The 13,697-nt window shown below is 34.0% G+C and carries 15 protein-coding genes; all 15 read left to right on the top strand.

The features are described 5' to 3' along the window. The first annotated feature begins 87 nt into the window (after window positions 1-87). Window positions 88-1,164: a Gfo/Idh/MocA family protein gene (locus RPL90_RS04545; RefSeq protein WP_313545968.1), complete on the top strand. Its 1,077-nt coding sequence runs from the start codon at window positions 88-90 to the stop codon at window positions 1,162-1,164. Window positions 1,165-1,185: 21 nt separating this feature from the next. Continuing rightward, the gene (locus RPL90_RS04540; RefSeq protein ID WP_313545967.1) at window positions 1,186-1,917 is read left to right on the top strand and encodes a ThuA domain-containing protein; all 732 of its coding nucleotides are present in this window, start codon (window positions 1,186-1,188) and stop codon (window positions 1,915-1,917) included. Further along, entirely contained in the window at window positions 1,917-2,960 is a 1,044-nt protein-coding gene (locus RPL90_RS04535) for a Gfo/Idh/MocA family protein (protein ID WP_313545966.1), read from the top strand. The genes RPL90_RS04540 and RPL90_RS04535 overlap by 1 nt, the downstream gene beginning before the upstream one ends. Window positions 2,961-2,980: 20 nt before the next feature. Next, window positions 2,981-3,949, top strand: coding sequence for a sugar phosphate isomerase/epimerase family protein (locus tag RPL90_RS04530; protein ID WP_313545965.1), 969 nt, complete (start codon window positions 2,981-2,983; stop codon window positions 3,947-3,949). Window positions 3,950-4,121: 172 nt separating this feature from the next. Further along, on the top strand, window positions 4,122-4,466 hold the full coding sequence (locus tag RPL90_RS04525; protein ID WP_313545963.1) for a DUF1450 domain-containing protein: 345 nt from the start codon (window positions 4,122-4,124) through the stop codon (window positions 4,464-4,466). A 193-nt stretch (window positions 4,467-4,659) separates the two neighbouring features. Beyond that, a complete protein-coding gene (locus RPL90_RS04520; protein WP_313545962.1) occupies window positions 4,660-5,595 on the top strand; it encodes an aldo/keto reductase in 936 nt (311 codons plus the stop codon). A 21-nt stretch (window positions 5,596-5,616) separates the two neighbouring features. After that, window positions 5,617-6,153, top strand: coding sequence for a flavodoxin family protein (locus tag RPL90_RS04515; protein ID WP_313545961.1), 537 nt, complete (start codon window positions 5,617-5,619; stop codon window positions 6,151-6,153). Window positions 6,154-6,448: 295 nt separating this feature from the next. Beyond that, entirely contained in the window at window positions 6,449-6,928 is a 480-nt protein-coding gene (locus RPL90_RS04510) for a GNAT family N-acetyltransferase (RefSeq protein ID WP_313545959.1), read from the top strand. A gap of 26 nt (window positions 6,929-6,954) precedes the next feature. After that, a complete protein-coding gene (locus tag RPL90_RS04505) occupies window positions 6,955-8,253 on the top strand; it encodes an HD domain-containing protein (RefSeq protein ID WP_313545957.1) in 1,299 nt (432 codons plus the stop codon). A gap of 74 nt (window positions 8,254-8,327) precedes the next feature. Then, window positions 8,328-8,840: a YwhD family protein gene (locus RPL90_RS04500; RefSeq protein ID WP_313545955.1), complete on the top strand. Its 513-nt coding sequence runs from the start codon at window positions 8,328-8,330 to the stop codon at window positions 8,838-8,840. Window positions 8,841-9,070: 230 nt separating this feature from the next. Further along, window positions 9,071-9,499, top strand: coding sequence for a YwiB family protein (locus RPL90_RS04495; protein ID WP_313545953.1), 429 nt, complete (start codon window positions 9,071-9,073; stop codon window positions 9,497-9,499). Next, window positions 9,486-11,153, top strand: coding sequence for an arginine--tRNA ligase (gene argS / locus RPL90_RS04490; protein WP_313545951.1), 1,668 nt, complete (start codon window positions 9,486-9,488; stop codon window positions 11,151-11,153). The genes RPL90_RS04495 and argS overlap by 14 nt, the downstream gene beginning before the upstream one ends. A gap of 86 nt (window positions 11,154-11,239) precedes the next feature. Continuing rightward, entirely contained in the window at window positions 11,240-11,875 is a 636-nt protein-coding gene (locus RPL90_RS04485; protein WP_313545949.1) for an endonuclease III domain-containing protein, read from the top strand. 59 nt (window positions 11,876-11,934) lie between these two features. Beyond that, window positions 11,935-12,696: a MerR family transcriptional regulator gene (locus RPL90_RS04480; protein ID WP_313545947.1), complete on the top strand. Its 762-nt coding sequence runs from the start codon at window positions 11,935-11,937 to the stop codon at window positions 12,694-12,696. Between the two features lie 102 nt (window positions 12,697-12,798). Then, complete coding sequence (locus RPL90_RS04475; RefSeq protein WP_313545945.1) at window positions 12,799-13,674, top strand: ABC transporter substrate-binding protein; 876 nt, start codon at window positions 12,799-12,801, stop codon at window positions 13,672-13,674. The last annotated feature ends 23 nt before the right edge of the window (window positions 13,675-13,697 follow it).

Raw genomic sequence — 13,697 nt, 5'->3', positions numbered from 1 at the left:
ATAAATTAAATATACATAAAGGTAAATCTTTTTTATTTACCATTAAATGTAAACGCTTTCTAAAATGCTGTGAGAGGATGAAACACAATGACATTAAACGTAGGAATTATAGGCTGTGGCGGTATCGCAAACGGGAAACATTTACCGAGTTTAGAGAAGATTGAAGCAGTAAAGTTAATTGGTTTTTGTGATGTCGAAGTAGACAAAGCCGAACAAGCGGCTATCGAATATGGCGTTGAGAACGCGCAAGTATATAAAGATTACACACAGTTATTAGAAAATGATGAAATCGATGTGGTACATGTATGTACACCAAATATATCTCACAAAGAGATTACCGTCGCTGCGCTTGATGCCGGTAAACATGTCATGTGCGAAAAACCGATGGCTAAATCTACTACAGAAGCACAAGAAATGATTGCCGCAGCTGAGCGTAATAATAAAAAATTAACAATCGGCTATCAAAATAGATTTCGTTCAGATAGTCAATATCTGCATAATGTCACGCAACGTGGAGACTTAGGAGATATTTATTTTGGAAAGGCACAAGCAATTCGTAGAAGAGCTGTACCTACTTGGGGTGTATTCCTTGATGAAGAAAAACAAGGGGGAGGTCCACTTATAGATATTGGAACACATGCGCTAGATTTAACGTTATGGATGATGAACAATTACAAACCTGAGTCTGTTATGGGTTCAACCTTCCATAAATTAGGAAAAAAAGAAAATGCAGCGAATGCATGGGGGCCTTGGGATCCTAAAGATTTTACGGTAGAAGATTCCGCCTTTGGATATATTAAAATGACGAATGGTGCAACGATTATTTTAGAGTCAAGTTGGGCGTTAAATACGTTAGACGAAGACGAAGCAAAATGTGCATTATCAGGTACTGAAGGTGGCGCCGATATGAAAGATGGTTTGCGTCTGAACGGTGAAGATTTTAGTAAATTATATACAACAAAGGTTGAATTAGATAACAAAGGCGTTGCGTTTTATGATGGTGAGGAAGAAGATGAAGCTGAAGTAGAGGCACAGGCATGGATTGATAGCATATTAAACGATACCGATCCGGTCGTTAAACCACAGGAAGCAATGGTCGTTACACAGATTTTAGAAGCGATTTATGAATCTGCACGTACAGGTAAGGCAGTTTACTTTAATTAATTCGAAAAGGGGATATGTAGTGTGAATATTACTGTATGGAATGAATATAGACATGAACAAGAAAATGAACAAGTTAGAGCGGTTTATCCTCAAGGCATACACGAAACAATCGCTAGTTTTTTATCTACAGAGCATAATGTTACGACAGCGACACTAGATGAACCAGAACATGGTTTGACAGAAGACATTTTAGCACAAACAGATGTATTAGTTTGGTGGGGACATAAGGCGCATGACGAAGTGAATGATGACATTGTCGCACGCGTACATCAACGTGTCTTAGACGGTATGGGGCTCATTGTTTTACACTCTGGTCACTTTTCTAAAATATTCAAAAGTTTGATGGGGACTTCTTGTGACTTGAAGTGGAGAGAAGCAGATGAAAAAGAAAGACTATGGGTTGTAGATCCAACGCATCCAATAGCTTCAAATATACCTTCTTATATCGAATTGGACAAAGAAGAAATGTATGGTGAACATTTCGATATTCCGGCTCCGGACGAAACGGTATTTATGAGTTGGTTTGAAGGCGGAGAAGTGTTCAGAAGTGGTGCTACATTTAAACGTGGAAATGGGAAAATATTTTATTTCAGACCTGGTCATGAATCTTATCCAACATACTATAATGAGCAAATTCAACAAGTCATTCGTAATGGTGTAAAGTGGGCACAAAATACACAAACGCCTAAACATCAATATGGTAATGCACAACCACTAGAAGTTATTAAACCCAAACATGGAGATAACGCTTAATGAGAAAATTGAAAATGGGAATTATCGGCGTAGGTGGCATTGCCCAAGGTAGACATATCCCAACATTCAAAGAATTAGAAGAACAAGTGGAAATTATTGGTGTGCAGGATATCAATGATGAATTAGCGCAAACTGTAGCGCATAAATTTGATATTCCTAACGTGTATCAAAAGTACGAGGATATGTTTAAAGACGTTGATGCAGTGACAATTTGTACACCCAATAAATTTCACTGTGACATAAGTGTCAGTGCATTAACGGCAGGTGTGCATGTGTTTTGCGAAAAACCGATGGCCATGAAAGTAGACGAATGCGAGCAAATGGTTCAGGCAGCTAAACAGGCCAATAAGTTATTAGCCATTGGATATCATTATCGATTTACTGATGCAGCAATCAGATCCAAATTAGCCATAGATGATCATATTGTTGGTGAGGCGTTAGTCATTAGAGTGCAAGCATTACGACGTAGAAAAGTACCTGGTTGGGGTGTTTTTACTAATAAGTCATTGCAAGGTGGCGGTAGTTTGATTGATTATGGCTGTCACTTTTTAGATTTAGCATTATGGATATTAGGAGAAGTTCAACCAGTCAATGTCTTAGGTAAAACCTATAACAAACTAAGTAAAATACCCAATCAATTAAACGAATGGGGCGTTATAAACCATCAAACATTCGATGTCGATGATCATGTGACGAGTTTTATAACGTTCGATGATGGTTCATCTATGCAATTCGAATGTTCATGGTCGGCAAACATTAAAGAAGACAAAATGCATATTAGTATTTCTGGTGTCGATGGTGGATTAAACGTTTATCCTTTCGAAACGTATGCCCCAAAATATGGCACTTTCGTTACTGAAACTGCAGAAGCTGAACATAATGAGCAAATGGCTGCACATAGACAAGCGCTAAACTTTGTTAATAGCTGTTTAGGCAATGAACAATTAGTTGTGCAACCAGAAGAAGCATTAAAAGTGAACGCTATTATTGAAGCGATTTATCATAGTGATGAACGAGGAGAAGCCATAAATTTAAATAGATAATTTTGTAAGGAGGAATCATAATGAAAATTGGCGTTTTTACTGTATTGTTTCAAGATAAAGAATTTGAACAAATGTTAGATCATGTCGCTAAAGCTGGTGTAAAAGCAGTCGAAATTGGAACAGGCGGTAATCCTGGTAATGATTTCTGTGATGTTGACGCATTATTAGAGGATGACAAACTAAGACAACAATTTAGCGACAAAATTCATCAACGAGGATTGACAATCAGTGCTTTAAGTTGTCATGATAATCCAATTTCACCAAATAAGGCACAGGCAAAACAAGCACAAGAAACATTCAAAAAAACTGTACAATTAGCCTATTTATTAGATATTCCAGTAGTGAATACATTTTCTGGCGTTGCTGGTTCAGATGAAAATGCATCATACCCAAACTGGCCAGTTACGCCATGGCCAACAGAATATTCTGAAGTATTGAAATGGCAATGGGAAGAAAAGTTAATTCCTTATTGGAAAGAAGCGGCTCAATATGCAAAAGACCACAATGTAAAAATTGGTATTGAATTACATGCTGGTTTTTTAGTTCATACACCTTATACGCTATTAAAGCTTAGAGAAGCTACGAATGATGCATTAGGTGCCAATTTAGATCCTAGCCATTTGTGGTGGCAAGGTATTGACCCTATTGCAGCAATAAAAATCTTAGGCAAGGAAAACGCAATCCATCATTTTCATGCGAAGGATACGTATATTGACCAAGAGAATGTGAATATGTATGGCTTAACAGATATGCAACCTTATAGTGAAGTAAAAACGCGTGCTTGGACTTTTAGAACGGTAGGTTATGGTCACGCACCAAGTTTATGGGGTAATATCATTAGTGCTTTACGTATGTATGGTTATGATTATGTTGTCAGTATCGAACACGAAGACCCTATTATGTCTATTGAAGAAGGATTCCAAAAAGCTGTGACAAATCTAAATAGTGTGAACATTGAAGAGCCTGCACCGGATTTATGGTGGACTTAATAATAATGTTAATAAAATCGACTATCTTAAAATAAAGGTGGTCGATTTATTTATGCTGTATAAATGCATGATCCTCAATTAAAACTTGAAATTATGGTCAAAAAGAGTACAATAAATAAAGTTAAAATCGATAAATTACGACTGACAAAATTTTTGATAGGAGGCATTGAAGGTGCAAAATAAGTTTTTAATTTGTGATGATTGCCAAGCGGTCAATTGTAAAACGTTAACTAAAAAATTAACAAAATTAGACGCGCACGCCGAAATTGAAGTAGGCTGTCAATCTTATTGTGGCCCGGGTCGTCGCAAAACGTTTGCCTTCGTCAATAACCGTCCCATCGCTGCATTAACAGAAGATGAATTGATAGAAAAAGTCCAAAAACAATTGGACAAGCCACGAGATCCTGAAGAAGAGGAAAGGCTTAGAAAACGTAATGAAGAACGTAAAAGACGAAAAGAGGAACAAGACCGCAAGTTAAAAGAAAAACTTGCACAACGAAAAAATCAAAATAATTAGAGTCTGGGACATCATATTGTCTGCAGACTCTACTTTTATATGGACAGTAGATGACTGAATTGAAAATGCGCTTATATCAAGCTGCTTTCAACTCTAACCATCGCGCATTATTTTTTTATGGGCATCTTATTATTGTTCATGGTTATATTTAGTTAAAATAGGTAATAATACTTCTAAAAGGAGATGTTTATACATGGTCAACAAAGTTACATTAGGTAAATCAGATGTTAAGGTATTTCCTATAGCACTTGGCACTAACGCTGTAGGTGGTCACAATTTATATAAAGATTTAGATGAAGAACAGGGTAAGGAAGTTGTGCGTACAGCGATTAGAAACGGCATCAATCTATTAGACACTGCTTATATATATGGTCCTGAACGTTCAGAGGAACTTGTCGGAGAAGCAGTTAAAGAGTTTCCGAGAGAAGATTTTGCGATTGCTACCAAAGGTGCGCACTATTTTGATGCCGAGAAAAACGTACATTTATCAAATAAACCTGAATTTTTAAAAGAACAAGTCTTGAAAAGTCTTGAACGCTTACAATTAGACTATATTGATTTGTATTATATTCATTTTCCAGATGATGAGACACCTAAAGATGAAGCTGTTGCAGCGTTAAAAGAATTAAAAGATGAAGGTAAAATTAAAGCTATAGGCGTTTCAAACTTTACATTAGATCAATTAAAAGAAGCAAATAAAAATAATGACGTAGATGTTGTGCAACTTGAATATAATTTACTAAATAGAGAGAATGAAGATATATTAAAATATACTGCAGAGAATAATATTACTTTCATTCCATATTTCCCACTAGTATCTGGATTACTGGCAGGTAAATATAACGAAAACTCACAATTTGATGATTTAAGAGCTGAAAATCCAGAGTTCCAAGGTGAAAAATTCAAAGAAAATTTAGCTAAAGTAGATAAATTACGTGGCATTGCAGATAATCACAACGTTGATGTCGCACATGTTGTTTTAGCATATTACTTAACTAAGCCTTCTCTTGATGTCGTTATACCAGGCGCTAAAAAGCCTAATCAAGTTGTAGATAATTTAACAGCCGTAGAAGTAAAATTAACAGAAGACGAAATTGAACAAATCGAAGAATTATTCCCTGTAAAATAAATAAAAACAAAGGAGTATATTATGATTACAGTTTTGTTTGGAGGTAGTAGGCCAGAAGGCAATACTGCCCAACTAGCTCGATTTGCATTAGAAGGACATGACTACGAATGGATTGATTTAACGCAATATCAATTTAATCCAGTAAGAGATATGAGACATGAAGAAGGCTCAATTGACAGTTATGAAGACGATTATCAAACAATTATCGATAGAGTGTTAGCTAGTGACACAGTTATTTTTGCATCACCAGTGTATTGGTATAGTGTATCTGCGTCGATGAAAGCATTTATTGATCACTGGTCTGAAACGTTGGTAGACAAACGTTATTCAGATTTTAAAGAACAAATGGCTACGAAAGATTTTAGATTAATATTAGTAGGCGGAGATTTTCCTAAAGTAAAAGCAAAACCTTGTATTTCTCAAATGAAATACGCATTAGAGTTTTTAGGTGGCCAATTAAAAGGTTATATTATAGGTACAGCCGAAAGGCCTGGCGATATTAGTAAAGATTCATATGCATTAAATCGTGCTAGAGAATGGCAAGAAACTTTAAAATAAGATAGCGCTAACAATAATCATCATATAAATAGGTTATACACGCTCGGTTCAATGAATGATGTATGTCACAATTGAACCGAGCTTTTTATTTGAAACAATTATCATAGCTAATTTAAGTCATATAACGTCACGATATGAAATAACACTAGTTTTTAATGACATGATTACATATACGGTTATATTTTTTACTAATGGACTTTTACAACACTAGTTTAATTGAATATTATATTTTGCATATTAGAATTATGTTATAATAAATACATTATTAGCCTATATCTCATAGGGGGACAACAACATGTATACAGTTAGAAAGGCAACACCAAATGATGTTTTAGGCATCAGAGATGTCGCAACAAAAGCTTGGTATAACACATATTTAAACATTTACGCAGCTACAACAGTAAATGAATTGTTAGCTGCTTCATATAATGAGCAACATTTAATTAAAAGATTACAAGAACAACTTTTCCTCGTTGTCGAAGCAGACAATGAAATTATTGGCTTTGCTAATTTTATTTATGGAAAAGAACTTTATTTATCAGCGCATTACGTAACGCCAGTGTCACAACAACATGGTTATGGTTCTGAGTTGTTAGACAAAGGGTTAGCACAATTCAAAGGAAAGTATAACGAAGTTTATCTTGAAGTCGATAATCAAAATGAAGAAGCTGTAAATTTCTATAAAAATAAAGGGTTTGAAATTTTACGCTCTTATAATCATGTTATGTATGGTGAAACGATGAATTTAGCGTTAATGAATAAAACGTTAAATTAACATTGTGAGTGAACAGGAGGACAAATTTGACTTATTCAACATATGCTTCACAACAATTACCAGAAGAAAAAGTGTTTAAAGATCCAATTCATAGATATATTCATGTGAAAAATCAAATCATTTGGGATTTGATTAAAACTAAAGAGTTTCAACGCTTGAGAAGAATTAAACAATTGGGAACCTTATACCTATCGTTTCATACCGCAGAGCATAGCCGTTTTGGTCACTCGTTAGGTGTATATGAAATCGTACGTCGACTGATAGATGAGTCATTTTCTGGTAGAGAGGCGTGGGATGATAAAGATGCGCCTCTAGCTTTGTGTGCAGCATTGTTGCATGATTTAGGCCATGGTCCTTTTTCTCATAGCTTTGAAAAGATATTTAATACAGATCATGAAGCTTTCACTCAAGCTATTATTACAGGTCCAACTGAAGTGAATGAAGTGCTATCACGTGTTTCACCAACATTTCCACAAGAAGTGGCGGATGTAATAAATAAAACCCATGATAATAAGTTAGTCATTTCAATGATCTCCTCACAAATTGATGCGGATAGAATGGACTATTTACAAAGAGATGCTTATTTTACAGGTGTTTCTTACGGTCAATTTGATATGGAACGTATATTGAGATTAATGCGTCCATCTCAAGACGAGGTATTGATAAAAGAGAGCGGTATGCACGCTGTAGAAAATTTCATTATGAGTCGTTACCAAATGTATTGGCAAATATATTTCCATCCTGTTAGTAGAGGTGGAGAAGTATTATTAAATAACTGCTTGAAACGCGCTAAACAACTTTATAACGAAGGGTATCAGTTTAAAATGTACCCAACTGACTTTATTCCTTTCTTTGAGGAAACGGTAACTATTGCCCAATATGTCGATTTGGATGAAATAGTAGTGCAATATTATTTAAAAGCGTGGGTGAATGAAGACGACGCCATTTTAAGTGATTTAGCACGTAGATTTATTAATAGAGATTTATTTAAATATATGCCATTTGACGGTTCAATTATTACAATAACGGAACTGACTGATTTATTTGTTCAAGCAGGTATAGATCCTAATTATTACTTCGTTAGTGAATCATTTACTGATTTACCATACGATTATGATCGTCCCGGTTCTAACCGCCAGCCTATACATTTACTTAGAAGGAATGGCACGATTAGAGAAATAAGTAATGAATCCTTGGTCATTTCTAGCATTACTGGGATTCATCGAGAAGACTATAAACTGTATTATCCAAAAGAATTAATTAGCGACGTTACAGACGATAATATTCGTAACGCAATTATAAGTATTTTAAATGAATTGAACTAAAATATTGTTATGTATAATGAGATATTTTAAGATTGATATAAGTGATAAAGATAAATATTGGAGGTGCACACCTAGTGGCTGAAAATAGCGGCTTTAAATTTAATATTATAAAAAATGACCCACTTGATGGGCATAAAGGAACAAATATAGGTTCCATTAGTTTGGATAATATCGCGCCCGTATTTATAGATGTAGAAAACAAAGAGGCATTTATTGATATTGGTGGCATGCATGCACGTGCTAGCGTCGAAAAAGGCGTGAAATGGATTAAAGAAAAAGAGACAGTAGATGTAGAAGGTGCTAAAGAATATTGGCTATGTTGGGTTACGACTGAACGTGGCGAACACGGACCTTATTATGCTGGAGTAACGGCTTGTTACTTAATGGTTAACAAAAAAATTAGACGTGGGTATAAGAGCATGCCTGAACACGTAAACATGATGGATAAATCAATGAAACGACAAATTGTCGTTGATCAAATTGGCGACGAGAATAAAAAGGTTTTAAGAGCATTTTTGGCACAACATAATGCTGAAATGTGGAACAATTCTACCGAAGCATTACATCAAGCATTAGCAACAGAATAAAGTACAAGAAGCTAAGTAAATATCTTAGATTAACTTTTAAAGCTAAGGTAATTTGGCTATAACTAAAATTCAACGAACGATAAACATTCGTTGAACCCTTTATGTGTAGCTAACTTAATTTATACTTAGCTTCTTTATTATTGCTAAACAATATCACAACTGTATTGCATATATATAAATTATGCTATAATTGTGTGTATTATTTTAATGAGATTAGGGTGAAACGAGCATTGGATTACAATGTGGACATACAAACAAAACAAGTGGTTAAACAATTAGATGAAAAGAATAAGTTTTCATTTAAAACGCATGGAACTTGGTCAAAACGTAACGCTGAATTTATACGCTATCAAGAAATTATCGATGACGCCACAGTGAAAGTTACGATTAAAATTGAACAATCGGGCGTCAAAATTATACGTAAAGGTGATATTAATATGAATCTTCATTTTGTTGAAGGTGAAGATACTTTTACGTTATATGAAGTAGGTGGCGGACGTATACCAATGACAGTACGCACACACTCTATTTTACATTTTGTAACGGACCATGGTGGAAAATTAAAAGTACATTATGATCTATGGCAAGAAGAAGAAAAAATGGGCACATACCAATTTGAAATTACTTATAAGGAGCAAAGTGAAAATGAACATAATTGATCAAGTGAAACAAACACTTATTGATGAAATTAAAAATAGCATCGAACAAGCTCAACTTATTGATGCAAGTGAGATGCCTGAAGTTAAAATTGAAACACCAAAAGATAACAAAAATGGAGATTATGCTTCAAATATTGCAATGGTATTAACTAAATTAGCTAAACGTAATCCTCGCGAAATTGCACAAGCTATCGTTGATAACTTAGATACTACAAAAGCACACGTCAAAGAAGTAGCTATTGCAGGACCTGGATTTATTAACTTTTATTTAGATAATTCATATTTGACTGAAGTGATATCAGAAGCTATTAATAAAGGCGATAATTTTGGTCGCGTAGCTCCTAATAGTAAAGAGCGCGTACTAGTAGAATATGTGTCAGCCAATCCAACTGGAGATTTACATATCGGTCATGCACGTAACGCTGCAGTAGGTGACACGTTATGTAATTTATTAGAGGCAGCAGGTTATGATGTAACGAGAGAATATTACATTAATGATGCTGGTAATCAAATTACAAATTTAGCGCGTTCAATTGAAGCGCGTTATTTTGAAGCATTAGGTGATACGAGTCACGAAATGCCTGCAGATGGTTATCATGGCAAAGATATTATTAATATTGGTAAAGATTTAGCAGAGAAACAACCAGAACTTAAAGATTTACCAGAAGATGAACGTGTTAAAACATTTAGACAACTAGGTGTTTCTTATGAAATGGAAAAATTAAGAAAAGACTTAGCAGATTTCAATATCAATTATGATAGTTGGTTTAGCGAAACGTCACTTTACGAACAAAATGAAATTACCGAAGTGTTAAATAAAATGGCGGACTTAGGGTACACATATGAAAAAGACGGCGCTACTTGGTTACGTACTACTGATTTTAAAGATGATAAAGACAGAGTATTAATTAAACAAGATGGCACTTACACGTATTTCTTACCAGATATTGCTTATCATTTCGATAAAATACAACGTGGCAACGATATTTTAATAGACCTATTTGGTGCAGATCATCACGGCTATATTAATCGTTTAAAAGCTTCAATGGAAACATTTGGCGTAGATAGTGATCGTTTAGAAATTCAAATCATGCAAATTGTACGTTTAATGCAAGATGGCCAAGAAGTTAAAATGAGTAAACGTACAGGTAATGCTATTACGTTACGTGAAATTATGGACGAAGTGGGCGTAGATGCAGCACGTTATTTCTTAACAATGCGTAGTTCTGATACGCATTTTGATTTTGATATGGAATTAGCTAAGCAAGAATCACAAGATAATCCTGTTTATTATGCGCAATACGCACATGCACGTATTTGTTCAATTTTAAAACAAGCAGCAGATAGAGGTATTAAACCATCTGTAGACGCAGATTATTCATTGATTACTAATGATAAGGCAATAGAATTGTTGAAAAAAGTAGCTGACTTTGAACCTACTATAGAGAGTGCAGCAAGCCATAGAGCACCACATCGTATTACAAATTATATCCAAGATTTAGCTTCACACTTCCATAAATTCTACAACGATGAAAAAGTGTTAACTGATGATGAAGCTAAAACTACAGCGCTTGTTGCTTTAATAGAAGCTGTAAAAATAACGTTACACAATGCATTGCATTTGGTTGGAGTTCAAGCACCAGAATCAATGTAAGTCATATTTTAGCGATATGATAATATAGGCTAAGACATCAAAGTATGTCTTAGCCTTTTTATTTTTCTACAAAGTGAGGATAAATCATGTTAAATGTAACAGAGTTATATCACATATTATATAAACATATGGGCCCTCAACAATGGTGGCCGGCTAGAACTAAGATAGAAATCGTTTTAGGGGCAATATTAGTACAAAATACAAATTGGAGAAACGCGGCGCTTGCCATAGAAAACTTGGAACAGCACACACAATTAGCGCCAGATAACATATTGCAATTATCTGATGAAGCATTACAAGAGATAATTAAATCAAGTGGTTTTTATAGAGCTAAAGCACAAACTATAAAATCTGTGCTGACATGGATGGCACGATTTGACTTTGAATATGAAGAAATTAAAGCATATTATCAAGATGAGTTGAGGGCTAATTTGTTAAGCATAAAAGGGATTGGTCATGAAACGGCAGATGTGTTGCTCGTATATATTTTTGAAGTGCCAGTCTTTATTCCAGACAGTTATACACGCAGGATTTTTTATAAATTGGGCTATAATAGCATGAATAATTATGAACAATTGCGTAAACAAGTATCATTACCTGCACATTTTACTGCTCAAGATGCTAATGAGTTTCATGCTTTATTAGATAATTTTGGTAAGCAATACTTTAATAAAAAAGAACAACAAAAACTGCAATTTTTAGAAAGTTATTTTATTAGATAACAGTGATTGACTGTAACGTTACGTAATAGTGCATAGTTTGAAATGGGAGGTGAAATCGCATGAAAAAATTATTTACGATTAAAGAAGTGGCAGATGTCGTGCAAATAAGCAAACGAACATTACATTATTATCATGATATCGAGCTCGTTATACCTAACCATATTGAAAGCAATGGCTATCGCTTATATGATTCAGCTAATATTCGTAAATTACAGTCGATTATCTTTTTGAAAGAACTAGGATTGTCGTTAGCGCAAATCGAGTTATATTTCGAAGCGGACAAACAGACCAAAAATAATATGCTGAAAGCAAGCTACAATAATGTGAAACAACAACGAGATAAATTGACTCATATTTTACAATTTTTAGATGAACACTTTGAAAATACACCACAACAAGCATTGAAAGAAGAAAATTTAGGAGCGTTTAATATGGACCAACAATATATGAAAGAAGCACAATTAAAATATGGCAATACCGAGTACTATCAATCCTTTGATCAACAAAGAGTAGGCATGAATAAAAAAGAACGTGAACAAAATAATCAGCAAACGAAAGCACAAGTTGATGCATTTTTTGATGAAGTGAATAACTTAGTATTAGAAAATAAAAGTATTGCAGACATTGCACGCGTTATTCCGAAACTTGAAACGATTTTAACTCAGCAAGTACCTCATTGTGATAAACAATTTTTAATATATGTAGCAGAAACATATAACAATGATGAACGTTTTCAGCGCAACTTAAATAAAAATAGAGTTGAAAATTTTCATGAATATCTAGTAGCAGCGATAAAATATTATGTGAAGCAACAAGGATAATCATTTTATATTTTATATAGTTAAGTTAATTAAGAAATAGCAATGAAATCGTTTAAATTGTTTGATATTATTAAATTAATCTAAAAAATAGGAGAATACAAAGTGAAAAAAACAAGAAGTTTATTATTTTTAATAGTTGCAGCTGTGTTGTTACTGAGTGCATGTAGTGGCGGAAGTAATGATAAACAAAGTGATAAATCGAACAAATCATACGATAGAATTATTTCATTAATGCCAAGTAACACTGAAATTTTATACAAACTCGGGTTAGGTAAAAAAATTGTTGGTGTGTCGACGGTAGACGATTATCCTAAAGACGTCAAAAATAAAAAGAAATTTAACGCTATGAAATTAAATAAAGAAGCTTTACTCAAAGCGAAACCAGATTTAATATTAGCGCATGAAAGTCAAAAATCTACTGATGGCAAAGTGCTTAAGTCATTGAAAAAAAGTGGCGTAAAAGTCGTTTATATTAAAGATGCACAGTCTTTAAAAGCAACTTATGCGTCATTTGAACAAGTAGGTAAAGTCGTACATAAAGAAAAACAAGCACATAAATTAGTTAAAGAAACACGTCACAATGTTGATAAAGTTATAAAATCAGTGCCTAAAGATAAACCTAAGAAAAAAGTATTTATGGAAGTTTCTTCAGAACCTGAAATTTATACTGCAGGTAAAAATACATTCTTCAATGATATGTTAACGAAATTACACGCAAAAAATGACTTTGCATCCGAAGCAGGATGGAAAAAAGTGAGTAAGGAAAGTATTATTAAAAAGAACCCTGATGTGATGATTTCGACAATGGGTATGAGTGAAGCTGATTATAAAAAAATGGTAAAACAACGTGGTGGTTTTGAAAAGACAAAGGCAGTTAAAAATAATGAAATTAAAGCTGTGAATGGTGACCAAATATCACGTCCAGGACCTCGTATTGATGATGGTTTAAAATCTTTACGTGATGCACTATATAAATAATAATATTGAATTAAGATAAGCAT

Origin of the sequence: Staphylococcus kloosii (assembly GCF_032139365.1) — a bacterium.
GTDB classification, from domain to species: domain Bacteria; phylum Bacillota; class Bacilli; order Staphylococcales; family Staphylococcaceae; genus Staphylococcus; species Staphylococcus kloosii_A.
This window is presented reverse-complemented; position numbering and strand designations above follow the sequence as displayed.

Excerpts from the sequence above, each read along its gene's own strand:
- RPL90_RS04485 (WP_313545949.1), top strand. The coding sequence starts at position 11,240 with ATGTTAAATGTAACAGAGTTATATCACATATTATATAAACATATGGGC.
- argS (WP_313545951.1), top strand. The coding sequence starts at position 9,486 with ATGAACATAATTGATCAAGTGAAACAAACACTTATTGATGAAATTAAA.
- RPL90_RS04510 (WP_313545959.1), top strand. The coding sequence starts at position 6,449 with ATGTATACAGTTAGAAAGGCAACACCAAATGATGTTTTAGGCATCAGA.
- RPL90_RS04530 (WP_313545965.1), top strand. The coding sequence starts at position 2,981 with ATGAAAATTGGCGTTTTTACTGTATTGTTTCAAGATAAAGAATTTGAA.
- RPL90_RS04515 (WP_313545961.1), top strand. The coding sequence starts at position 5,617 with ATGATTACAGTTTTGTTTGGAGGTAGTAGGCCAGAAGGCAATACTGCC.
- RPL90_RS04545 (WP_313545968.1), top strand. The coding sequence starts at position 88 with ATGACATTAAACGTAGGAATTATAGGCTGTGGCGGTATCGCAAACGGG.
- RPL90_RS04535 (WP_313545966.1), top strand. The coding sequence starts at position 1,917 with ATGAGAAAATTGAAAATGGGAATTATCGGCGTAGGTGGCATTGCCCAA.
- RPL90_RS04520 (WP_313545962.1), top strand. The coding sequence starts at position 4,660 with ATGGTCAACAAAGTTACATTAGGTAAATCAGATGTTAAGGTATTTCCT.
- RPL90_RS04480 (WP_313545947.1), top strand. The coding sequence starts at position 11,935 with ATGAAAAAATTATTTACGATTAAAGAAGTGGCAGATGTCGTGCAAATA.